Source organism: Klebsiella sp. C360, from assembly GCF_048822415.1.
GTDB lineage: Bacteria > Pseudomonadota > Gammaproteobacteria > Enterobacterales > Enterobacteriaceae > Klebsiella > Klebsiella quasipneumoniae.
Genome location: NZ_JBMEZZ010000009.1, coordinates 57,152 through 78,299 on the forward strand (window position 1 = coordinate 57,152; position 21,148 = coordinate 78,299).

Genomic DNA, 21,148 nt, shown 5'->3' on the forward strand with positions numbered 1-21,148 from the left:
ATTACAGGATGTGCTGCTGGACGTCCGGATCTTTACGGTCGAGGTAATGAATCGACTGGATCCGACGGATGGTGCGCGACTTGCCGCGGATCAGCAGCGTCTCGGTGGTGGCCATATTGCCCTTACGGGTGATGCCGTCCAGCAGATCGCCTTTGGTGATGCCGGTGGCGGAGAAGACGACGTTATCGCTGCGCGCCATTTCATCAAGGCGCAGCACTTTACCCGCTTCGATGCCCATGGTTTTGCAGCGCGCCAGCTCGTTTTCACCGATGCGACGATTCTCTTCACTGTCGCCCTTCACGTGGTGACGAGCCAGCAGGCGGCCCTGCATATCGCCGTCGAGCGCGCGGATCACCGCGGCGGAAACCACCCCTTCCGGCGCGCCGCCGATGCCGTACAGCACGTCGACTTCGCTATCCGGCATGCAAGTGAGAATGGAGGCCGCGACGTCGCCATCGGGAATGGCGAACACGCGCACGCCCAGTTGCTGCAGCTGAGCAATCACCGCGTCGTGGCGCGGTTTCGCCAGCACGGTGACGGTCAGCTCGCCCAGCGGCTTGTTCAGCGCGCGGGCGATATTGCGCAGGTTCTCTTCCAGCGGCAGACTGAGGTCGATAGCGCCTTTAGCGCCCGGGCCGACAATCAGCTTTTCCATATACATATCCGGCGCGTTGAGGAAGCAGCCTTTATCGCCGACCGCCATCACCGCCAGGGCGTTAGCCTGGCCCATCGCCGTCATCCGGGTGCCTTCGATGGGATCGACGGCGATATCCACCGCATCGCCCTTGCCGGTGCCCACTTTTTCGCCGATATAGAGCATCGGCGCTTCATCGATTTCGCCCTCGCCAATGACGATGGTGCCGTCGATATTGACGAGGTTAAGCATAATGCGCATGGCGTTCACCGCGGCGCCGTCGGCGGCGTTTTTATCGCCGCGGCCCAGCCATTTATAGCCCGCCAGCGCGGCGGCTTCGGTGACACGCGAAAATTCGATGGCCAGTTCTCGTTTCATAATCCACTCATTGTGTAGAAAAATTGCCCGCAGCGCGGCAAAAGCGCGCTACGCGTTGGAATAGCGTTCGGTTTCCGGCATCCAGCGCTCGATCAGCGCCTGGGCCTGCAGCGGATAGCGTTCATGAATGTGGCGCGCAATGCGCTGAACGTCGGGGATCATCGCCTGATCGCGCAGTAAATCCGCCACTTTAAACTCGGCGTTGCCGGTCTGGCGGGTGCCGAGCAGCTCGCCGGGACCGCGAATTTCAAGGTCTTTCTGGGCGATGACGAAACCGTCGTTGCTGTCGCGCAGCACCTGCAGACGCTTCTGCGCCGTTTTAGAGAGCGGCGATTTATAGAGTAGCACGCAGTGGGAAGCGACCGCGCCGCGCCCGACGCGCCCTCTGAGCTGGTGCAGCTGCGCCAGACCCAGACGTTCCGGGTTTTCGATAATCATCAGGCTCGAGTTCGGCACGTCGACACCGACTTCAATGACCGTCGTGGCTACCAGCAGGTGCATTTCGCCCTGCTTGAAAGCCTGCATCACCGCCTGCTTTTCCGCCGGTTTCATCCGCCCGTGCACCAGACCGATATTCAGCTCCGGCAGCGCCAGCTTGAGCTCCTCCCAGGTGGCTTCCGCCGCCTGGGCCTCCAGCAGATCGGACTCTTCGATGAGGGTACAGACCCAATAGGCCTGGCGGCCTTCGTGGGTGCAGGCGTTGCGCACGCGGTCGATAATATCGCTGCGCCGGGTGTCCGGGATAGCGACGGTGGTCACCGGGGTTCGGCCCGGCGGCAGCTCGTCGATAACCGAGGTATCGAGGTCGGCGTAGGCGGTCATCGCCAGGGTGCGCGGGATCGGCGTGGCGGTCATGATCAGCTGATGCGGATGGAAACCCTGCTGCTGACCTTTCTCCCACAGCGCCAGCCGCTGGTGTACGCCGAAGCGGTGCTGTTCGTCGATAATCACCAGCGCCAGGCCATTAAACTGCACCTGTTCCTGGAAGATGGCGTGGGTGCCGACAATCATCTGCACCTCGCCGCTGGCGATCGCGTCCTGCTGCGCCTGGCGGGCTTTGCCTTTCTGTTTGCCCGCCAGCCAGCCGACTTCAATACCCAGCGGTGCAAACCAGATGCGGAAGTTATTGGCGTGCTGCTCGGCGAGCAGTTCGGTGGGCGCCATCAGCGCCACCTGTTTGCCGTGGGCGATAGCGCGCAACGCGGCCAGGGCGGCGACCAGCGTTTTACCGGAGCCGACGTCGCCCTGCACCAGGCGCATCATTGGCACGTCCAGCGCCATATCGCGCTCGATCTCGGCGGTGACCCGCGCCTGCGCGCCGGTGGGCTTAAAGGGCAGGGAGGCCAGCAGCTGATTTTTCAGGGTATCGTTGGCGCCGAGCGGCAGGGCGTGATAGCGCTGGGCGCCTGCCCGCAGCGCCAGCATGCTGAGGTTGTGCGCCAGCAGCTCTTCCAGAATCAGGCGCTGCTGCGCCGGGTGCTTGCCGCTTTCCAGCTCGCTAAGCAATAACGATGGCGGCGGACGATGCAGGGTGCGCAGCGCCTCCGGCAGGCTCATCATCCCCTGCGCCAGCTCCGGCGGCAGGAGTTCGCCGATAGTGCAGGTCTCCAGCAGCTCGAGCGCCTGATCGGTGAGCTTGCGCAGGGTCGCCTGCTTAATGCCCTCGGTAGTCGGATAGACCGGCGTTAGGGTCTCCTGCAGCTCCGGGGTGCTCATATCGCCCTGGACGCGATATTCCGGGTGGATCATTTCGGCGCCGTACTTCCCGCGTTTGGCTTCACCGTAGGCCAGCACGCGTCGACCGGTCGCGAGGCTGTTTTTCATCGCCGCGTTGAAGTTGAAAAAGCGCATGGTGAGGATGCCGGTGCCGTCGCTGATCTGGCAGGTCATCATTCGGCGGCCGCCGAAGGTAATATTGCTGTTGAGCACTTCGCCTTCCACGGTGGCATAAACGCCGGGAAGCAGATCGGCTATCGGATAAAGATGGGTGCGATCTTCGTAGCGCAAAGGCAGGTGCAGCAGCAGATCCTGTACCGTATGCAGGCCGATCTTCGCCAGCTTGCTGCTCTGCGCAGCCCCGACGCCGGTGAGTGAACTGAGCGGAACGGCATCTAACAGGCGGCCTGACATCGGGTTTACCTCGCAGCCTGCATGGTGGCCCACCACGCGGCATCGGCTTCCACTTCGCCCTGCTCGTTAACGTGGGGGTAAGGCAGCCCTTTTTGTCTCGCGACGCGGGCCAGCACCGGATAGCCGCCTTCAAACAGCAGGCGCTGTTGCTCTTCCGGCGGCAGCATGCTGTTGGCGCGTTGGTACATCCCGGCATTCTGTCGCTGCCGCTGGGCTTCATACAGGATCAGCGCCGAGGCGACGGAGACGTTCAGCGACTGCACCATGCCGATCATCGGGATAATAATGTCCTGATCGGCCAGGGCCAGCGCTTCCTGAGTGATGCCGGTTTTCTCCTGACCCATCAGGATGCAGGTTGGGCGCGTATAGTCGATTTCACGGAAATCGATGGCTTTGTCGGAAAGATGGGTGGCGAGGATTTGCATACCCTGGCCTTTGAGGTGGCCGACGGCATCTGCGATGGTACGGTGGGTTTTCACCTGCACCCAGCTGTTGCTGCCCGCGGCGGCGGAGGCCATGGTGCGCATCCGGCTGCTCGGCCAGACCGCGTGCACCTCGTGTACGCCAACGGCGTCTGCGGTCCGGATGACCGCAGAGACGTTATGGGGCTTATGGACCTGCTCCATGCAGACCGTCAGGTCAGGCTGACGCCTGGCGAGCATCTCGCAGATACGCGCATAACGCTGTGAATTCATTACTCTTAATCCTTCGAATTACCTCTTTAGCCGCTGCGGATCACGCGGCCCATCCCTGGGCCTCGCCCCTGACGGGGGCGCTGCAGGCAGCGTTCAAATCTGCTCCCGGCAGATTTGTCATTCGCTTGCCGCCTTGATGCAATTCGAATGTTTTGTCTAAAAGCTAATTTCGGTTACGGGTGACTTTAATCACGTCCGGCATGACGCGTATTTTGCGCATGATATTCGCCAGATGCACGCGGTCGCGGGCGGTCAGGCGGATAAAGGCGCTGTATACGCGGCCATCTTTCTCTTCCGTATTCAGGCTCTGGATATTGGAAGAGGCGGTGTTGATCGCCGCCGTCAGGTTAGCCAGTGCGCCCTGGTGGTTAAACATATCCACCTTGATCTCCGTAATGAACTCCTGAGCGGTCTCTTTATCCCACTCAACCGCCATAAATTTCTCCGGCTCTTTCTGGTAGCCGCGGATGTTACGACAGGATTCATGATGGATAACCAGCCCTTTGCCGGGACTGACGTGGGCGATAATCGGGTCACCGGGGATCGGGCGACAGCACTTGGCGAAAGTGATCAGCACGCCATCGGCGCCTTTGATCGGCAGATGGCCGTGGTTTGAGGCATTGGCCGGCACCGGCGCCGCAGCGGCTTCGCCCTGCTGCAGGTTTTTCGCCACCACCACGCTCATGGCGTTGCCCAGACCGATCTCCGCCAGCAGATCGTCAAGCGAGGCCAGCTTCATCCGGTCGAGCTCGCGCTGGATATTCTCCGGCGGGATCTCGGCGAGTTTGCGGCTACCGCCCAGCGCGTGGTTGAGCAGGCGGCGGCCAAGGCTGACCGAGTCATCGCGCTTGAGGTTTTTCAGCAGCTGACGGATCTTGGCGCGCGCCTTCGAGCTGACGACAAAGTTCAACCAGGCGGCATTCGGACGTGCGCCCGGCGCGGTAATAATTTCGACAGTCTGACCGCTGGAGAGCGGCTGCGACAGCGGATAGGGCTGGCGGTCGACGCGCGCGCCGACGCAGGCATGGCCGATATCGGTATGCACCGCATAGGCGAAGTCCACCGGCGTGGCGCCAGCGGGCAGTTCGACAATGCGCCCTTCCGGGGTGAAAACGTAAATCTCATCGGGGAACAGATCGGATTTAACGCTCTCGATAAATTCAAACGAGCTGCCGGCGCTCTGCTGCAGCTCCAGCAGGCTTTGCATCCAGCGCTGGGCGCGGATTTGCGCGGTGGTGCTGCTTTCGCCGCCGTGCTCTTTATAAGCCCAGTGCGCCGCGACCCCCATCTCCGCCATCTGGTCCATGTCTTCGGTACGAATTTGTACCTCGACCGGGACGCCGTGGGGGCCGATCATCGAGGTGTGCAAAGACTGATAGCCGTTCGCTTTCGGAATAGCGATGTAATCTTTGAAACGACCTGGACGCGGTTTATAGAGGCTGTGCATCTGGCCAAGCACGCGGTAGCAGACATCGGCATCATGGACGATAACGCGGAAGGCGTAGATATCCATGATCGAGTGAAAACGCTGCTCTTTAAGCACCATTTTGCAGTAGATCGAGTACAGATGCTTTTCGCGACCGCTAACGCGGCAGGGGATCCCCGCTTCCTGCAAACGCCCTTCGATTTCCGAGAGAATCTTTTGGATCATCTCTTTACGGTTGCCGCGCGCCGCTTTGACCACCTCTTTAATGACGCGGTAGCGGTTCGGGTACAGTGCCTCAAAGCCCAGCTCTTCGAGCTCGGTTTTGATGTGATGGATACCTAAACGGTGCGCCAGCGGGCTGTAGATTTCCAGCGTTTCGCGGGCGATGCGGCGGCGTTTATCCGGGCGTAGCGAGCCCAGGGTACGCATGTTGTGGGTGCGGTCGGCAAGCTTGATGAGGATGACGCGGATGTCCTGCACCATCGCCATGATCATTTTGCGAAAGTTTTCGGCCTGTGCCTCTTTCTTATCGCGGAACTTGAGCTTATCAAGTTTCGATACCCCCTCTACCAGTTCGGCGACGCTTTTACCAAAAAGCTGTTCCATGTCCTGGTAGGTGGCGGGAGTATCTTCAATCACATCATGCAGCAGCGCGGCCATCAGCGTTTCGTAGTCGAGCTTCATCTCGGCCAGAATACAGGCTACCGCGACCGGGTGCGTGATATAAGGTTCACCGCTTGAACGTGTCTGACCCTCGTGAGCGTCACGTGCAACGAGATACGCCTGCCGCAGACGTTTGATCTGGTCTTCCGGCAGGTAGTTTTGAATCAGCTGATTCAGGCTTTCAAACAGATACAAGGGCGACCCGCTGTGTGATTAACGACGACCTTCAGCAATCGCGGTAACGGCTTGTAATTCAGCGGCTTCCTGCTCTTGCTGTTCCTGGCGCTCACGTACGTCGAGGATCTGGTTGTTGATCAGACCTTCTTCGATTTCGCGCAGTGCGATTACGGTGGTTTTATCGTTTTCTTCCGGTACCAGCGGATCCTTTCCGCCTACCTGCATCTGACGAGCGCGACGCGCGGCGACCAGTACCAGGTCAAAACGGTTACCAATTTTCTCTACAGCGTCCTGAACAGTTACGCGTGCCATACTTAAAATGCTCCACAGGTGAAGAAATGACTGGGCATGATACTGAATGTGGGTTCAGTCTGCCAATAGTTTGGTGATTAAAGCGCCATGTCGCTGCTTTTGGCGGCTCATGCGCAGACGTTCAGCGCGGATGATATTTTTCAGGTCGCTCAGGGCGGTGTCAAAATCATCGTTCACAATCAGGTAATCATATTCGGCGTAATGGCTCATTTCCGCAACGGCCTGAGCCATTCGCTTCGCGATCACCTCTTCGCTGTCCTGGCCGCGGCCGCGCAGGCGACGGTCCAGTTCATCTTTTGACGGCGGCAGAATAAAAATGCTGCGTGCGCCAGGCATGCTTTTACGGATCTGCTGCGCGCCCTGCCAGTCGATATCGAGGAAGACATCAACGCCGGTCGCCAGCACCTGCTCGATCGCTTTACGCGACGTGCCGTAATAGTTGCCAAAGACCTCTGCATGTTCCAGAAACGCGTTTTCGCCAATCATCGAGCGGAATTCGTCGTGATTCACGAAGAAATAATGTTCGCCGTGCACTTCACCCGGACGCGGCGCCCGCGTGGTATGGGAAACCGATACCTGGGTGTCATACAACGGTTGGGTTTTTAATAAAGCCTGAATCAGGCTGGATTTACCCGCGCCGCTAGGGGCGGAAACAATATAAAGCGTGCCTTGAGCCATGAGTGTCTTTTGTATGTGGTTATCGAAAGAGGTCCTACATACGAGCCTATTATACACGTCGCCGCGGCGTGACGCAGTCCTTGTCACACTTTTTGCCGCTGTTTCTTTCATTTTGCCTGCCGTTTTCCTGAATTCGCCAGCCGTTGCTGCAACGAGGTGTAAATCCTGGAAGGCGCTTCGCAGGGTGAAAAAGCGCCCGTCGCGGTTTCCGGCATTCTGCCGCAGACTCTCCGCCAGGTGATGAAGGAGGGGACAGCAATGCGTAAAGGAGGAGGGTGGCTGGCGATAGGGATGTTCTCCGCCAGCGCGCTGGCGACGTGTCCGGACTGGCCGCCGGCCAAAGGCAGACAGGAGATCGCACGTCTACATCAGCAGATTGACGCCTGGAACGAGGCTTACTGGCGACAGGGCGCCAGCGAGGTGAGCGATGACGTTTACGACCAGCTCGCCTTGCGCCTGGCGCAGTGGCGGCAATGCTTTCCGGGCGCGACGCCTGAGGATGACGATCTGCCTCCGCCGACTGGCGATACGCGTCATCCAGTCGCCCATACTGGCGTGCGCAAGCTGGCGGATGGGGCCAGCGTGGCCCGCTGGATGAAAAATAAAGCCGACCTGTGGGTACAGCCTAAAGTGGACGGCGTGGCGGTCACCCTGGTCTATCGCCAGGGGCATCTGGTTCAGGCTATTAGCCGCGGGGATGGCCTGCGCGGTGAGTTGTGGACCGCCCGAGCGCGGCAGATCCCGGCGCTGGCGAAGCTGACGACCGGCGAACTGGCCAACAGCGTGCTGCAGGGGGAGCTATTTCTGCGTCGGGAGGGGCATATTCAGGAGCAGGCTGGCGGAATGAACGCGCGGGCGAAAGTCGCCGGGTTGATGATGCGGGCTGACGCGGCGGCGGCGCCGCTGAGCCAGCTGGACGTTTTTATCTGGGCCTGGCCAGACGGTCCCTCGGATATGCGCCGTCGACAGCAGCTGCTGGCGCAGGCGGGGTTTGGCTACAGCGGACAATACACCCATTCGGTAACGCGCGTTGAGCAGGTGGCGGAGTGGCGCCAGCGCTGGTATCGCTCGCCGCTCCCCTTCGTCAGCGATGGCGTGATTGTGCGTGAAGGACGCGAACCGTCGGGGCGCGTCTGGTCACCGGGAAGGGGCGAGTGGCTGGCAGCCTGGAAATATCCTCCGGCATCGCGGGTGATGGAGGTGCGGGCGATCCATTTCAGTACTGGCCGCAGCGGCAGACTCAACGTAGTGGCTGAGCTTGAGCCCCAGCGGCTGGATGACAAACGCGTGCAGCGGGTTAACGTTGGCTCTGTGAGCCGCTGGCAGGCGCTGGATATCGGGGTTGGCGATCAGCTGCAGATCAGTCTGGCAGGCCAGGGTATTCCAAGGATCGACGCTGTTGTCTGGCGGACGGTCGAGCGCCATAAACCGACGCCGCCGGCGGCGAAATTCAATGCGCTAACCTGCTATTTCGCCACCCCCGAGTGCAGCGAACAGTTTCTTTCCCGGCTGGTCTGGTTGTCATCAAAGTCGGCGCTGGATATCGATGGCGTAGGGGAAAGCGTATGGCGCGTTATTCAGCAGCAGCACCCGATGGAGCATCTTTTTTCCTGGCTGGCGCTCACGCCGGAGCAGCTGCAGGCGATGCCGGGGATCTCGGCTGCCCGCGGGCAGCACCTCTGGCATCAGTTTGATCTTATTCGTAAACGGCCTTTTATACGCTGGGTGCTGGCGATGGGGATCCCGGTGCCCCAGGGGGCGCTGGCGCAGCCTAGCAGTGAAAACTGGCGCCTCCTCACGGCAAAGAGTGAAGCGCAATGGCGCACGCTGCCGGGCGTGGGGGCGATCAGAGCCCGACAGTTAGTGGCTTTCCTGCATGACCCTGACGTGGCGGCGCTGGCGCAATGGCTTAGCAGGCAGCGCATCCCCGGGTTTTGAGGCGGTTAGTGGGCGTCGTGGGTGTAGTGGAAGACCGGTAGCCCGAGCTTCCAGCGCAGCGCCAGCATGCGGGCGGTAAAGCCGAACAGCAGCGTGGCCAGGACCACCACATCGTGGCTGCTGACGTAGTGTTGCAGCGCTATATAGAGTACCGCTGCGGCAAACGAGATCCCGGCATACAGCTCTTTCTGGAAGACCAGCGGAATGCGCTTGCAGAACATATCGCGCAGTACGCCGCCGAAAACGCCGGTGATGACCGCAGCAATAGAGGCGATAACCGGGCCTTCGCCCATATCCAGGGCGATCTGCGCGCCGATGATGGAAAACACGATCAGCCCCAGCGCATCCAGCACCAGGAAAAGCCGGCGAAGGTGCGGCATTACCGGGGCGGCAATTGTGGTAAGGACGGCGGCGACGGCGACAATGATGACGTATTCCGGATGCTTCACCCAGCCGAGAGGATAGTGTCCCAGCAGGATATCGCGAACAGAACCCCCGCCCAGCGCGGTCGCGGTGGCGATAATAATGACGCCAAACGTGTCCATCCGCCGACGACCGGCAGCCAGCGCTCCGGTCATGGCTTCCGCGGTGATACCGATTAAATACAGAACATGAAGCAGCATAGATCCCCCCAGACAGTGGCCGGCAGGTTAACGATTTGTGCGCAGGATCACGATTGATATTTTCTAAAGTGAAGTCGTTAGGCCAGGAAAAAGTAATGACAACATGGCTTAAATTGGCTTTATTTGGTGGTTAAGTATTATTTTTTGAATTTTTACAGATTAGAAAAAGTAATGTCTTATTCCCGATCGGTTATCTATATTGAAAACGCTATGAATACCTAATGTTTAAGTCCCGACCTTTATCCTTTTATTTTCTTTCTCGAGGAGATGAGAAAATGCGTGTCGCCGCCGGGAACAAACATTATCTGACTCGCCTGATGGCCGTGGCATTAACCGGGATTCTGGCCGGTCTGTCCGGTATGGCGCTGGCGCTGATTTTACATGCCATTCAGCACCTGGCTTTTGGCTACAGTCCAGCGCATATCGTCGGTTCGGTATCATTTTTACAGGGCGTCACGGCGTCGCCCTGGCCACGTCGCATCGCGGCAATCGTGGCCGGCGGCATCGTCGCCGGATTTGGCTGGTGGCTGCTTGGTCGCTATGGGCAGAAGCGGGTTTCCATTGCCGCGGCGGTGGCTAACCCTTCCGTCCCCATGCCCGCGGGCACCACGACGATCCACGCTCTGCTGCAGATCGTCACCGTAGCGCTGGGGTCCCCGCTTGGCCGCGAAGTGGCTCCTCGGGAAATGGGCGCGCTAGGAGCGGGGATGGTGGCGCGTAAGCTGCGCCTGCTGGAGGATGAAACCCGTACGCTGATTGCCTGTGGGGCGGGCGCGGGCCTGGCGGCGGTGTATAACGTCCCGCTGGCAGGGGCGTTGTTCACCCTCGAGGTCATGCTGCTGTCGTTTAGCTGGGAAAAAACGCTGGCGGCGATAATGACCTCGGCGATTGCCGCCTGGACGGCCACCCTCGGGTTAGGGGATGAATCGCAATACCATTTTGTTTCCAGCGCGCTTCCGCACACCTTTCTCTGGTGGGCGATTCTGGCGGGCCCGATTCTTGGCGCCGGCGCCTGGCTCTTTCGCAAAGCGACCAGCGCAGCGCGTTCACGCGTGCGAAGTAACTGGCAGATGCCGGTGTTCTGTCTGCTGGCGTTTTCGCTTCTGGCCGTCCTTAGCCTCTGGTTCCCTGCGCTACCGGGCAATGGCAAGGGGCCGATGCAGTTGGCGCTCAGCGACGGGCTGCCTCACTCCATGGTCGCGATCCTGTTAGGGCTGAAGCTGGTGGTGATCCTGGCGGTGTTGCGCGGCGGCGCGGAAGGCGGGTTGTTAACCCCGGGGCTGGCGGTGGGCGGGCTGGCCAGCCTGCTGCTCTGCGCGCTCTGGCAATCAGGGTTCCCTGGCGGAGATGAAAGCAGTTTCGCCCTGGTGGGGGCAGCCGCTTTTCTCGCCGCCTCCATGCAGATGCCGCTGACGGCGGTGGTGCTGGTGATGGAGTTCACCCACATGGATCACAGCTATCTGGCCCCGACGCTGCTGTGCGCGGCAGGGGCGTTTTTGACCTGCCGGGTACTGGATAAAAAATAGTGCTTTTGAAATGAATGAAAAAAGGCCGGTAAACCGGCCTTCAGAAAGGTATCTGAGATTACTCGATATTCTGGATCTGCTCGCGCATTTGCTCGATCAGCACTTTCAGCTCAATCGCAGAGTTGGTGACCTCGGCATTGATCGATTTTGACGCCAGGGTGTTCGACTCACGGTTGAACTCCTGCATCATAAAGTCGAGACGGCGACCCACAGCCTCTTTCTTTTTCAGAATGTTGTAGGTCTCTTTTACGTGGGCTTCGAGGCGGTCCAGCTCTTCGGCAACGTCGATACGCTGCGCCATCAGCACCAGCTCTTGCTCGAGACGGTTATTCTCCAGCTGCACTTCCGCATCTTCCAGCTTGGCGACCAGACGCTCGCGCTGCCACTGGAGAATTTCCGGCATATGAGCGCGAACTTTCGCCACTTCGCCGCTCACGCCTTCAAGACGCTGCTCGATAAGCGCTTTCAGCGCCTGGCCTTCCGTTTCGCGAGCGACGATGAAGTCATCCAGCGCGCCGTCAAGGGCTGCCAGAATGTCGGCGGCGATGGCGTCAAGATCCTGTTCTTTGGCGGCCATCACGCCCGGCCAGCGCAGGATATCAACCGGATTGATTTCCCCTTCATCGCTCTGCATTTTTACCCAGTTGGCGGCGTTAACCAGCTGTTTAGCTAGCTTTTCGTTGAGAATCAGTTCGCCCTGAGCGCTGGGGTCTTGTTCAAAACGCAGGGTGCATTCGACTTTACCGCGAGTCAGGCGGGCGCGAATGCGCTCGCGTACCACGGGCTCCAGGCTACGGAACTGCTCCGGCAGGCGGAAGTACGTTTCCAGATAGCGCTGGTTTACCGAGCGCAGCTCCCATGCGGCGCTACCCCAGTCACCCTTGATTTCACGGCGGGCATAGGCGGTCATACTGCGGATCATAGACGTTCCTGTTTTTAAAGAAGAGTGGGGAGGATTATAGCTTTCGAGACCTTATCAGGATAGGAATAAGCGCCTTTAATCCGTATAATGCGCAGCCACATTCGTTTCAAGCCGGAGATTTCTATCATGCGTCCAGCAGGTCGTAGCGCCAACCAGGTGCGCCCCGTTACCCTGACCCGTAATTACACAAAACACGCTGAAGGCTCTGTGCTGGTTGAATTCGGTGATACCAAAGTGCTGTGCACCGCCTCCATTGACGAAGGCGTACCGCGTTTCCTGAAAGGACAGGGACAGGGGTGGATCACCGCTGAATATGGCATGCTGCCGCGTTCAACGCACACGCGTAACGCGCGTGAAGCGGCAAAAGGCAAACAGGGCGGCCGGACGATGGAAATTCAGCGCCTGATCGCCCGTGCGCTGCGCGCGGCGGTTGATCTGAAAGCGCTGGGCGAGTTTACCATCACCCTCGACTGCGATGTGCTGCAGGCCGACGGCGGCACCCGCACCGCGTCTATTACCGGTGCCTGCGTGGCGCTGGCCGACGCGCTGAATAAGCTGGTGGCGGCCGGCAAGCTGAAAACTAACCCGATGAAAGGGATGGTGGCGGCGGTCTCTGTTGGGATCGTTAATGGCGAAGCCATCTGCGATCTGGAGTACATCGAAGACTCTGCCGCGGAAACCGATATGAACGTGGTGATGACCGAAGATGGTCGCATCATCGAGGTGCAGGGTACGGCAGAAGGCGAGCCGTTCACCCATGAAGAGCTCCTCACTCTCCTGGCGTTAGCCCGAGGGGGGATCGAATCCATTATTACGACGCAGAAGGCGGCGTTAGCAGATTAGTTTTTAAGGCGACTGAGAAGTCGCCTTTTTTTTGACCGTAAAAAAGTAAGATGAGGAGCGAATCCATGAAGCCGTATCAGCGCCAGTTTATTGAGTTTGCGCTTAGTAAGCAGGTTCTTAAGTTTGGCGAGTTCACGCTGAAATCCGGGCGTAAGAGCCCCTATTTCTTTAACGCCGGCCTGTTTAACACCGGGCGCGATCTGGCTCTGCTGGGCCGTTTTTATGCCGAGGCGCTGGTGGATTCCGGGATTGAGTTCGACCTGCTGTTTGGCCCGGCCTACAAAGGGATCCCGATTGCCACCACCACCGCGGTGGCGTTAGCCGAACACCATGACCGCGACCTGCCTTACTGCTTTAACCGTAAAGAGGCAAAGACTCACGGCGAAGGCGGCAATCTGGTCGGTAGTCCACTGCAGGGCCGGGTCATGCTGGTGGATGATGTGATCACCGCCGGTACGGCGATTCGCGAATCCATGGAGATCATCCAGGCCAACGGCGCGCAGCTGGCGGGTGTGCTGATCTCCCTGGATCGTCAGGAGCGCGGCCGCGGCGAAATCTCCGCCATTCAGGAAGTGGAGCGGGATTACGGCTGCCAGGTTATCTCGATCGTCACCCTGAAAGAGCTGATCGCTTACCTGGAAGAGAAACCGGAGATGGCGGAACACCTGGCGGCAGTTCGCGCTTATCGCGAAGCCTACGGCGTGTAACGAAAATGCCCGGTAAGCAGAGCGCTACCGGGCAATGCAAAAAAACTACTGCAGCTGTGCGGCGACCAGCGGCCAGCGGGCGTCGAAATCATCCGTCGGACGGTATTTGAACTCGCTGCGCACAAAGCGCGACAGCATGCCCTCGCAGAAGGCCAGCAGCTGGCTGGCCAGCAGCGTTTCGTCGAGAGTGTAGCCTTCGCCTTCGCGCATTTTTTTCTCGCGCATCACCTGACGCAGCTGCACTTCGATGCGTTCAAAAAGCTGGTTGATACGGCCCTGCAGCCGATCCTGTTCGAACATCAGCGCGTGTCCGGTGAGGATGCGCGTCAGCCCAGGATTACGCTCGCCAAACCCAAGAATCAACAGAACAATCAGGCGCAGGCGCGCGGATGTGTCCTTCTCATCTTTCAGAATCAAATTGATGCGCGTAATCAGACTGTCTTCAATGAACTCGATCAGGCTGTCAAACATGCGGGTTTTGCTGGGAAAATGGCGATACAGCGCGGCTTCAGAAACGCCGACGGAAGCCGCCAGTTTCGCGGTGGTAATACGTTGGCTACCATCGCTGGATTCCAGCATTAGCGCCAGAGATTGAAGTATTTCTTCGCGACGATTCCGTTTCGCAGTTTGCTTTTCTGCCATGTTTTAAAATACCCCTGAAAATAAGCACTTGTCAGGCAGACATCCACAACGCGACCGCAAACCAGAGTTTGCGGTGATGTTATTGCATTATGCGCGTTGGGATGCAGATTCCGTGTTGCTGGGCTTATTTACGCCCTGAGTGACCGAAGCCGCCTTCGCCGCGGTCGGTGGCATCGAAAGATTCCACCAGGTTAAATTCCGCCTGCACGACCGGCACAAAGACCATCTGCGCGATACGTTCGCCCGGCTCGATAATAAAGCTCTGCTGACCGCGGTTCCAGACGGACACCATCAGCTGCCCCTGGTAATCGGAGTCGATAAGGCCCACCAGGTTGCCCAGCACCACGCCGTGCTTATGACCCAGGCCCGAGCGCGGCAGGATCACCGCCGCCAGAGAGGGATCGGCGATATGAATCGCAAGGCCGGTCGGCAACAGCGTGGTTGCGCCCGGCGCCAGCTCTACGGCGTCGTCGAGACAGGCTCGCAGGTCAAGTCCGGCGGAGCCGGAGGTGGCATAGGTCGGCAGCGGAAATTGCTGGCCGACACGCGGGTCCAGAATCTTAACGTCGATTTTTTTCATCATAACGGGTCACGATCTCGTCGAGTAATAATTGGCCCAGGAGTTCCTTGCGCTCAAGTGGTAAGCGCTTTTCCCCATCCTGCCAGAAAAGGTGTAATGCGTTGCTATCGCTGTTAAATCCCTGATTAGGCTGGGAAACATCGTTGGCGCAAATCAGGTCGAGGTTTTTGCGGGCACGTTTTTGCCGCGCATATTCTTCCACATTATTCGTTTCGGCGGCAAACCCAACGACGTAGGGGCGATGCGATTTTAGCGCTGCAACCCCGGCGACGATATCCGGGTTTTTAACCATTTTTATTGTTAATTCATCACCTTGTTTTTTTATTTTATCTTCGGCGATGGCGGCGGCGCGGTAATCCGCCACCGCGGCGCAGCCAATAAAAATGTGCTGCTGCTGAGCGCTGGCCTGGACGGCCGCTTCCATTTCCAGCGCGGTAGTGACATCAATGCGCTGCACAAAGGGCGGTGTCGGTAGCGATACCGGTCCGCTGACCAGGGTCACGTTCGCGCCGCGCTGTGCGGCGGCGGCGGCAATCGCGAAGCCCATCTTACCGGAGCTGTGGTTTGAGATGTAACGCACCGGATCCAACGGCTCACGGGTCGGGCCCGCGGTAATCATGAGGTTGAGATGTTGCAAATCTTTGACAGGGGAAGCGAAATGCTGTGCGGCCATCTCCACGATGGTTAACGGATCGAGCATTCGCCCCGGGCCGACGTCGCCGCAGGCCTGGCTACCGCTGTCCGGTCCCCACAGCAGCAGGCCGCGGGAAGCGAGCGTCTGCAGATTATGCTGGGTGGCCTGCGCGCGATACATCTGCTGGTTCATGGCGGGCAAGACGGCAACCGGGGAAGGGGTGGCGAGACAGATCGTCGACACCAAATCATTGGCCATGCCTGCCGCCACGCGGGCGATCAAATCGGCGGTCGCCGGGGCGAGGATCACCAGGTCGGCCCATTTTCCGAGCTCAATATGGCCCATGGCCGCTTCCGCCGCCGGATCGAGCAGGCTGTCGGAAACCGGATAGCCGGATACCGCCTGCAGGCTGAGTGGGGTGATGAACGCTTTTGCCGCCTCCGTCATTGCGACACGCACTTCCGCGCCGCGTTCACGTAGTCGCCGTACCAGTTCCGGGGTTTTATACGCCGCGATACCGCCGCTGACGCCCAGGACGATTTTTTTACCCGCCAGAGTCATCATGATGTATTCCTGTTGCCGTAGACCAGAATCCGCGCATCTTATCACAATCCTGCCGCCGTCGTGCCTCTGACGGGCATTCACTTTGCGAGCGGCTACGCAGGGTGAAAAGCGGCGGGTCGGCAGCGTCGTCAGGCTGTGCCAGGATAGGCTGATTCACGCAGGAGGGCGCATGGACGGAACGGAAAATCTGATGCCACGGGAGAAGATGCTGCAATTCGGCATCGAGGCGCTGACGGACGTTGAGCTACTGGCGCTGTTTCTGCGCATTGGCACACGCCGTCAGGATGTGCTGAGCTACGCCCAGGCGTTATTGCAGCGTTTTGGTTCGCTCTACGCTCTGCTTTCCGCTGATAAAGCGCAACTGGTTGCCGTTGACGGGCTGGGGCTGGCGAAATATGCGCAACTGAAGGGGATTGCCGAGCTGGCGCGGCGCTATTTTAGCTCGCAGCTGGTTGAGGAGGCCGCGCTGGTCACCCCCTCAATGACGCGGGAATTTTTGCAAAGCCAGCTGACGGAAGAGGAGCGCGAGATCTTTATGGTGATCTTTTTAGATAATCAGAACCGCGTGTTGAAACATAGCCGCCTTTTTTCTGGTACTCTTAGCCACGTTGAGGTGCATCCGCGAGAAATTGTACGCGAAGCCATCAAAGTAAACGCCGCCGCCGTGATCCTTGCGCATAATCATCCCTCCGGTAGTCCGGAGCCGAGTCAGGCTGACAGGCTGATTACCGAAAGGGTGGTAAAGTGTTGTCGATTCATGGAGATACGTGTGCTTGACCATCTGGTTATCGGCCGCGGTGCGTATGTATCTTTTGCCGAACGTGGCTGGATTTAGCCCCGAACTGGCGATCCTTCGGGATCTTTGTCTGTTCGGGACTTGAGCACATCGCCGAGTCAGCGTATACTACGCCACCTTTGAGAATCTCGGGTTTGGCATTTGGGCCTGGCAGTCGAGAGTTCACATTGAACTGCGATGACCAGGCTGTAAAGCCTGACGAGGCGCCAATACCCCATACGAAGCTCGAGCTAATTTGATTTTTGGAGAATAGACATGTCCCGAGTCTGCCAAGTTACTGGCAAGCGTCCGGTGACCGGTAACAACCGTTCCCACGCACTGAACGCGACTAAACGCCGTTTCCTGCCGAACCTGCACTCTCACCGTTTCTGGGTTGAGAGCGAGAAGCGTTTTGTCACCCTGCGCGTATCTGCTAAAGGTATGCGTGTAATCGATAAGAAAGGCATCGATACAGTTCTGGCTGAACTGCGTGCCCGTGGCGAAAAGTACTAAGTACTTAGAGGAAATAAATCATGGCTAAAGGTATTCGTGAGAAAATCAAGCTGGTTTCTTCCGCTGGTACTGGTCACTTCTACACCACCACGAAGAACAAACGTACCAAACCGGAAAAAATGGAACTGAAAAAGTACGATCCGGTTGTACGTCAGCACGTTATCTACAAAGAAGCTAAAATCAAATAATTTTAGCCTCCTTGTATAAAAACCCCGCTCCGGCGGGGTTTTTTGTTTTTAAAACTCCCCCATATAGCTTTCACACACTCCCTTTTCAGCCACCTGTCCGTGAAGCACAATACGCCGGGTAAATGGAGGAAAATCATGCCTGAATTACCAGAGGTTGAAACCAGCCGCCGCGGCATTGAGCCGCACCTGGTTGGCGCAACCATTCTGCACGCCGTCGTGCGCAACGGACGGCTGCGCTGGCCGGTTTCTGAAGAGATTTATCGCCTGAGCGACGTTCCGGTGCTCAGCGTGCGTCGTCGCGCCAAATACCTGCTTCTGGAACTCCCGAACGGCTGGATCATTGTCCATCTTGGGATGTCGGGAAGCCTGCGCATCCTGAGCGAAGAGCTGCCTGCGGAAAAACACGATCACGTTGATCTGGTTATGAGTAACGGTAAAGTCCTGCGCTATACCGATCCGCGCCGCTTTGGCGCCTGGCTGTGGACCAAAGAGCTGGAAGGCCACCCGGTGCTGGCGCATCTGGGGCCGGAGCCGCTGAGCGACGCCTTCAACGCCGATTATCTCCAGCAGAAATGCGCGAAGAAGAAAACCGCGATCAAACCCTGGCTGATGGATAACAAGCTGGTGGTGGGCGTCGGCAATATCTACGCCAGTGAATCGCTGTTCTCCGCCGGGATCCACCCTGACAGGCTGGCGTCCTCACTGTCGCGGGACGAGTGCGAGCAGCTGGTGAAGGTGATTAAGCTGGTCCTGCTGCGTTCGATAGAGCAGGGCGGCACCACGCTGAAGGACTTCCTGCAAAGCGATGGCAAGCCCGGCTATTTTGCCCAGGAGCTACAGGTCTATGGCCGCAAGGGCGAACCCTGCCGGATCTGCGGCACGCCGGTTGTCGGGACCAAGCATGCCCAGCGGGCGACCTTTTATTGCCGCCAGTGTCAGAAATAGTCGCCGGAACAGGAATGATTGTCGGCCAGGTCAGCGGACCTGCGGGTGCGTATCTGGTGGGCCGGGGACGTTTGTAGGCCAGATAAGCGCAGCGCCAGCCTGGCACATGCCCCAGCAGATGCGTTACTTCAGCTTATTCAACAGCGCCTGGTGGACGTTGGCTGGCAGGAAGTGAGAGACATCGCCCTGGTGGCGCGCGACTTCTTTGACCAGCGAAGAGGAGATAAACGACCACTCTTTGCACGGCATCAGGAACACGCTCTCAAGGGTGGGCATCAAATGGCGGTTCATATGGGCCAGCTGCATCTCATATTCGAAATCCGCCACCGCCCGCAGGCCGCGGATCAGGATATTGGCCTGCTGCGCGCGCGCGAAGCTGGCCATCAGGTCGCTGAAGCCGACCACCTGAACATTCACCAGGTGGGCCGTCGCCTGCTCCGCCAGCGCAATACGTTCATCAAGGCTGAACATCGGCTTTTTACTCGGGCTGGCGGCGATAGCCAGCACCACTTTATCGAACATACTCGCCGCGCGGGTGACGATATCGATATGGCCATTGGTGATGGGATCGAAGGTACCCGGATAGATCGCTTTTGTGCTCATGATGACTCTTTCTCCGAGTAGCCGTGGCTCAGCGCCCACAGCTCGGTATATTTCGTAAACGTATACTGCGCGTTGACCATCGCCAGTAACCAGCCCTGCTTACCGTCCAGCACCCCACCGCGCAGCAGCAGCGTTTTCAGGAACGCGCCCAGCGTGTGGCTGAATATCCCCGCCATCGAGGTCTTCTTGCCCTTCCGGTGGCGTTCTAGCGCCCATGCGGCGGCGTAAGCCAGCTGTTTTTGCTGAAAGCCAGCGAAGTCGCGGCACGTCAGATGCAGGAGATCGCCGGTCAACGGAATGACCTCGGCGCCCAGGCTATCCAGCGATTCATGGACCAGATTATCGTTATAGCGGTAACGGGCGCGTTCGTACAGGCGCAGGACGCGATCGGGGTACCAACCGCTGTGGCGCATAAAGCGTCCGAGAAAATAGTTACGGCGGGCGATGCTGTAGATGGCGCCGCGCTGCGGGGCTGCCAGTACCGTAAGAATAGCCTGTCTGAGTTCCGGCGTGACGCGCTCATCGGTATCGATCATCAACACCCAGTCGCCGGTGGCGTAGTCCTGCGCGCGCTGGCGCTGAATGCCATAGCCTCGCCAGTCGGTATGGGTATAGACCTGCGCCCCGAGGCGGCGAGCCAGCTCGACGGTGCCGTCGGTACTGCCGGAGTCGAGGACGATAATTTCATCCGCCCAGCTAACGGAGTCCAGACAATCCGGCAGCAGGTCCGCTGCGTTTTTGGCGATCATCACCACGGAAAGCCGGTTCGACATTAATGACTCCGCTGCGGCAGGTAAGGTTGCAGTAACTGTAGCAGACGCGACAGCGCGCCCTGGTTCTGGTGCAGCACTTCCACCGCGTGACGGCCATACCACAGGCGGTAGTCTTCATCGGTCAGCAGCGTGGAAACCTCTTTGACCAGCGAGTTAGCGTCGGTGACGGTGATCAGGCCATCGTCCTGCTGCAGCTTGGCGCAGATATCTTTGAAATTGAAGGTATGCGGCCCCATCAGCACCGGAATGGCGTGCGCCGCCGGCTCGAGCGGGTTATGGCCGCCGCGCTCCACCAGGCTGCCGCCGACGAAAGCGAGGTCGGCAATGCCGTAGAGCAGCATCAGTTCGCCCATGGTATCGCCAATGACCACCTGGGTACTGGAGGAGGGGATCTCGCCGGTGCTGCGCAGAGTGAAGCTCATTCCGGCTTTTTGCACCATGTCGCGGGCGTCAGGGAAGCGCTCCGGATGGCGAGGAACAAGGATCAGCAGCAGGTTCGGAAAGGTCTCCAGCAGCTTTTTATGCGCCTGGAGGATAATTTGCTCTTCGCCATCGTGGGTGCTGGTGGCAATCCAGACTTTGCGGTGTGGCGCCCATTGCCGGCGCAGCGTCACCGCGCGGGCCGCCAGTTCTGGCGTGACGGAGATATCGAATTTCAGGCTGCCGGTGACCGCCAGCTGGTTGCGCTTCAGTCCCAGCGCGAGGAAGCGGTTGCCATCTTCTTCATTCTGCGCGGCGATAAGCGTAATACGGCTCAACAGGCGGCGCATAAAGCCGCCCAGCTTGGCATAGCCTTTGGCGGAACGTTCGGACAGGCGGGCGTTGGCAATCACCAGCGGGATCTTACGCTTATGCAGCGCGGCTACCATATTCGGCCACAGTTCGGTCTCCATGACGATCACCAGCTTCGGCTGAACGGTGTCCAGGAAGCGGTTCATGGCGCCGGGCAGATCGTAGGGCAGATAGACGTGATGGACATCTTTGCCGAAGGCCGACATGGCGCGCTCGGAGCCGGTTGGCGTCATGGTGGTGACGGTGATCGGCAGAGAAGGGTAGCGGTGGCGCAGGGCGCGAACCAGCGGGATGGCGGCTAAGGTTTCGCCGACGGAAACGGAGTGCAGCAGAATGCCATCCGGCTCTACCTTGTTCTGACAGAAGCCATAGCGTTCCGCCCAGCGTTTACGGTAGGCAGGAGCCTTACGACTGCGCAGCAGCAGCCGCAGCCACACCAGCGGCTGAATAAGGTAAAGTAGGGTGGTATAAAGCAATTCCAAACTAT

Annotated in this window: 22 protein-coding genes; 8 read left to right on the forward strand and 14 right to left on the reverse strand. The window is 59.0% G+C overall.

All coding sequences use genetic code 11. From position 1 onward, the window contains the following. Position 1: 1 nt before the first annotated feature. The 6 genes from glpX to gmk all read right to left on the reverse strand — a co-directional run bounded on the left by glpX (position 2) and on the right by gmk (position 7,093). The gene (glpX, locus tag ACOI7D_RS20885; RefSeq protein ID WP_065813141.1) at positions 2 to 1,012 is read right to left on the reverse strand and encodes a class II fructose-bisphosphatase; all 1,011 of its coding nucleotides are present in this window, start codon (positions 1,010 to 1,012) and stop codon (positions 2 to 4) included. Positions 1,013 to 1,060: 48 nt separating this feature from the next. Then, positions 1,061 to 3,142: an ATP-dependent DNA helicase RecG gene (gene recG, locus ACOI7D_RS20890; protein WP_109546809.1), complete on the reverse strand. Its 2,082-nt coding sequence runs from the start codon at positions 3,140 to 3,142 to the stop codon at positions 1,061 to 1,063. A gap of 5 nt (positions 3,143 to 3,147) precedes the next feature. Next, the gene (gene trmH / locus ACOI7D_RS20895; RefSeq protein ID WP_017900060.1) at positions 3,148 to 3,837 is read right to left on the reverse strand and encodes a tRNA (guanosine(18)-2'-O)-methyltransferase TrmH; all 690 of its coding nucleotides are present in this window, start codon (positions 3,835 to 3,837) and stop codon (positions 3,148 to 3,150) included. Between the two features lie 163 nt (positions 3,838 to 4,000). Continuing rightward, positions 4,001 to 6,121, reverse strand: coding sequence for a bifunctional GTP diphosphokinase/guanosine-3',5'-bis pyrophosphate 3'-pyrophosphohydrolase (gene spoT / locus ACOI7D_RS20900; RefSeq protein WP_004205080.1), 2,121 nt, complete (start codon positions 6,119 to 6,121; stop codon positions 4,001 to 4,003). Between the two features lie 18 nt (positions 6,122 to 6,139). After that, positions 6,140 to 6,415, reverse strand: a complete 276-nt coding sequence (gene rpoZ / locus ACOI7D_RS20905) for a DNA-directed RNA polymerase subunit omega (protein WP_000135058.1) — start codon at positions 6,413 to 6,415, stop codon at positions 6,140 to 6,142. Positions 6,416 to 6,469: 54 nt separating this feature from the next. Next, complete coding sequence (gene gmk, locus ACOI7D_RS20910) at positions 6,470 to 7,093, reverse strand: guanylate kinase (protein ID WP_002922664.1); 624 nt, start codon at positions 7,091 to 7,093, stop codon at positions 6,470 to 6,472. A 258-nt stretch (positions 7,094 to 7,351) separates the two neighbouring features. Between gmk and ligB the strand changes: the two genes are divergently transcribed. Then, positions 7,352 to 9,031 (forward strand): NAD-dependent DNA ligase LigB, encoded by a 1,680-nt coding sequence (ligB, locus tag ACOI7D_RS20915; RefSeq protein WP_109546810.1) that lies wholly within the window; start codon positions 7,352 to 7,354, stop codon positions 9,029 to 9,031. A gap of 5 nt (positions 9,032 to 9,036) precedes the next feature. Here ligB and ACOI7D_RS20920 read toward each other — a convergent pair whose 3' ends face one another. Continuing rightward, positions 9,037 to 9,654, reverse strand: coding sequence for a trimeric intracellular cation channel family protein (locus ACOI7D_RS20920; RefSeq protein ID WP_002922654.1), 618 nt, complete (start codon positions 9,652 to 9,654; stop codon positions 9,037 to 9,039). A 275-nt stretch (positions 9,655 to 9,929) separates the two neighbouring features. Between ACOI7D_RS20920 and ACOI7D_RS20925 the strand changes: the two genes are divergently transcribed. Then, positions 9,930 to 11,180, forward strand: a complete 1,251-nt coding sequence (locus ACOI7D_RS20925; protein WP_060589882.1) for a chloride channel protein — start codon at positions 9,930 to 9,932, stop codon at positions 11,178 to 11,180. A gap of 58 nt (positions 11,181 to 11,238) precedes the next feature. Here ACOI7D_RS20925 and ACOI7D_RS20930 read toward each other — a convergent pair whose 3' ends face one another. Beyond that, entirely contained in the window at positions 11,239 to 12,102 is an 864-nt protein-coding gene (locus ACOI7D_RS20930; protein ID WP_002922636.1) for a YicC/YloC family endoribonuclease, read from the reverse strand. Positions 12,103 to 12,228: 126 nt separating this feature from the next. Between ACOI7D_RS20930 and rph the strand changes: the two genes are divergently transcribed. Both rph and pyrE read left to right on the forward strand, forming a co-directional pair. Further along, entirely contained in the window at positions 12,229 to 12,945 is a 717-nt protein-coding gene (gene rph, locus ACOI7D_RS20935; RefSeq protein WP_023319338.1) for a ribonuclease PH, read from the forward strand. A 65-nt stretch (positions 12,946 to 13,010) separates the two neighbouring features. Further along, the gene (pyrE, locus tag ACOI7D_RS20940) at positions 13,011 to 13,652 is read left to right on the forward strand and encodes an orotate phosphoribosyltransferase (RefSeq protein WP_004205073.1); all 642 of its coding nucleotides are present in this window, start codon (positions 13,011 to 13,013) and stop codon (positions 13,650 to 13,652) included. Positions 13,653 to 13,697: 45 nt separating this feature from the next. Here the strand turns inward: pyrE and slmA are convergent, their stop codons facing one another. From slmA to coaBC, 3 genes are all read right to left on the reverse strand, one after another. Further along, positions 13,698 to 14,294, reverse strand: a complete 597-nt coding sequence (slmA, locus tag ACOI7D_RS20945; protein WP_004205072.1) for a nucleoid occlusion factor SlmA — start codon at positions 14,292 to 14,294, stop codon at positions 13,698 to 13,700. A gap of 124 nt (positions 14,295 to 14,418) precedes the next feature. Beyond that, a complete protein-coding gene (gene dut / locus ACOI7D_RS20950; protein WP_004145270.1) occupies positions 14,419 to 14,877 on the reverse strand; it encodes a dUTP diphosphatase in 459 nt (152 codons plus the stop codon). Beyond that, positions 14,855 to 16,069, reverse strand: coding sequence for a bifunctional phosphopantothenoylcysteine decarboxylase/phosphopantothenate--cysteine ligase CoaBC (coaBC, locus tag ACOI7D_RS20955; protein ID WP_044525069.1), 1,215 nt, complete (start codon positions 16,067 to 16,069; stop codon positions 14,855 to 14,857). Before coaBC ends, dut begins: the two co-directional genes overlap by 23 nt. 172 nt (positions 16,070 to 16,241) lie before the next feature. Between coaBC and radC the strand changes: the two genes are divergently transcribed. From radC to mutM, 4 genes are all read left to right on the forward strand, one after another. Next, complete coding sequence (gene radC / locus ACOI7D_RS20960) at positions 16,242 to 16,907, forward strand: RadC family protein (RefSeq protein WP_017900054.1); 666 nt, start codon at positions 16,242 to 16,244, stop codon at positions 16,905 to 16,907. A 216-nt stretch (positions 16,908 to 17,123) separates the two neighbouring features. Further along, complete coding sequence (rpmB, locus tag ACOI7D_RS20965; RefSeq protein ID WP_000091955.1) at positions 17,124 to 17,360, forward strand: 50S ribosomal protein L28; 237 nt, start codon at positions 17,124 to 17,126, stop codon at positions 17,358 to 17,360. 20 nt (positions 17,361 to 17,380) lie between these two features. Further along, positions 17,381 to 17,548, forward strand: a complete 168-nt coding sequence (rpmG, locus tag ACOI7D_RS20970) for a 50S ribosomal protein L33 (protein WP_002922510.1) — start codon at positions 17,381 to 17,383, stop codon at positions 17,546 to 17,548. 135 nt (positions 17,549 to 17,683) lie between these two features. Further along, entirely contained in the window at positions 17,684 to 18,493 is an 810-nt protein-coding gene (gene mutM / locus ACOI7D_RS20975; RefSeq protein WP_032454367.1) for a bifunctional DNA-formamidopyrimidine glycosylase/DNA-(apurinic or apyrimidinic site) lyase, read from the forward strand. Positions 18,494 to 18,616: 123 nt separating this feature from the next. Here mutM and coaD read toward each other — a convergent pair whose 3' ends face one another. Genes coaD through waaA form a run of 3 tightly spaced genes read right to left on the reverse strand, consistent with a single transcriptional unit; the run spans position 18,617 to position 21,143 of the window. Further along, positions 18,617 to 19,096 (reverse strand): pantetheine-phosphate adenylyltransferase, encoded by a 480-nt coding sequence (gene coaD, locus ACOI7D_RS20980; protein ID WP_004205067.1) that lies wholly within the window; start codon positions 19,094 to 19,096, stop codon positions 18,617 to 18,619. Further along, entirely contained in the window at positions 19,093 to 19,869 is a 777-nt protein-coding gene (locus ACOI7D_RS20985; protein ID WP_023291366.1) for a glycosyltransferase family 2 protein, read from the reverse strand. Before ACOI7D_RS20985 ends, coaD begins: the two co-directional genes overlap by 4 nt. Continuing rightward, positions 19,869 to 21,143: a lipid IV(A) 3-deoxy-D-manno-octulosonic acid transferase gene (waaA, locus tag ACOI7D_RS20990; RefSeq protein WP_004205065.1), complete on the reverse strand. Its 1,275-nt coding sequence runs from the start codon at positions 21,141 to 21,143 to the stop codon at positions 19,869 to 19,871. The genes ACOI7D_RS20985 and waaA overlap by 1 nt, the downstream gene beginning before the upstream one ends. Positions 21,144 to 21,148: the final 5 nt, after the last annotated feature.

Excerpts from the sequence above, each read along its gene's own strand:
- glpX (WP_065813141.1), bottom strand. The coding sequence starts at position 1,012 with ATGAAACGAGAACTGGCCATCGAATTTTCGCGTGTCACCGAAGCCGCC.
- recG (WP_109546809.1), bottom strand. The coding sequence starts at position 3,142 with ATGTCAGGCCGCCTGTTAGATGCCGTTCCGCTCAGTTCACTCACCGGC.
- trmH (WP_017900060.1), bottom strand. The coding sequence starts at position 3,837 with ATGAATTCACAGCGTTATGCGCGTATCTGCGAGATGCTCGCCAGGCGT.
- rpoZ (WP_000135058.1), bottom strand. The coding sequence starts at position 6,415 with ATGGCACGCGTAACTGTTCAGGACGCTGTAGAGAAAATTGGTAACCGT.
- gmk (WP_002922664.1), bottom strand. The coding sequence starts at position 7,093 with ATGGCTCAAGGCACGCTTTATATTGTTTCCGCCCCTAGCGGCGCGGGT.
- ligB (WP_109546810.1), top strand. The coding sequence starts at position 7,352 with ATGCGTAAAGGAGGAGGGTGGCTGGCGATAGGGATGTTCTCCGCCAGC.
- ACOI7D_RS20920 (WP_002922654.1), bottom strand. The coding sequence starts at position 9,654 with ATGCTGCTTCATGTTCTGTATTTAATCGGTATCACCGCGGAAGCCATG.
- ACOI7D_RS20925 (WP_060589882.1), top strand. The coding sequence starts at position 9,930 with ATGCGTGTCGCCGCCGGGAACAAACATTATCTGACTCGCCTGATGGCC.
- ACOI7D_RS20930 (WP_002922636.1), bottom strand. The coding sequence starts at position 12,102 with ATGATCCGCAGTATGACCGCCTATGCCCGCCGTGAAATCAAGGGTGAC.
- rph (WP_023319338.1), top strand. The coding sequence starts at position 12,229 with ATGCGTCCAGCAGGTCGTAGCGCCAACCAGGTGCGCCCCGTTACCCTG.
- pyrE (WP_004205073.1), top strand. The coding sequence starts at position 13,011 with ATGAAGCCGTATCAGCGCCAGTTTATTGAGTTTGCGCTTAGTAAGCAG.
- slmA (WP_004205072.1), bottom strand. The coding sequence starts at position 14,294 with ATGGCAGAAAAGCAAACTGCGAAACGGAATCGTCGCGAAGAAATACTT.
- dut (WP_004145270.1), bottom strand. The coding sequence starts at position 14,877 with ATGATGAAAAAAATCGACGTTAAGATTCTGGACCCGCGTGTCGGCCAG.
- coaBC (WP_044525069.1), bottom strand. The coding sequence starts at position 16,069 with ATGACTCTGGCGGGTAAAAAAATCGTCCTGGGCGTCAGCGGCGGTATC.
- radC (WP_017900054.1), top strand. The coding sequence starts at position 16,242 with ATGGACGGAACGGAAAATCTGATGCCACGGGAGAAGATGCTGCAATTC.
- rpmB (WP_000091955.1), top strand. The coding sequence starts at position 17,124 with ATGTCCCGAGTCTGCCAAGTTACTGGCAAGCGTCCGGTGACCGGTAAC.
- rpmG (WP_002922510.1), top strand. The coding sequence starts at position 17,381 with ATGGCTAAAGGTATTCGTGAGAAAATCAAGCTGGTTTCTTCCGCTGGT.
- mutM (WP_032454367.1), top strand. The coding sequence starts at position 17,684 with ATGCCTGAATTACCAGAGGTTGAAACCAGCCGCCGCGGCATTGAGCCG.
- coaD (WP_004205067.1), bottom strand. The coding sequence starts at position 19,096 with ATGAGCACAAAAGCGATCTATCCGGGTACCTTCGATCCCATCACCAAT.
- ACOI7D_RS20985 (WP_023291366.1), bottom strand. The coding sequence starts at position 19,869 with ATGTCGAACCGGCTTTCCGTGGTGATGATCGCCAAAAACGCAGCGGAC.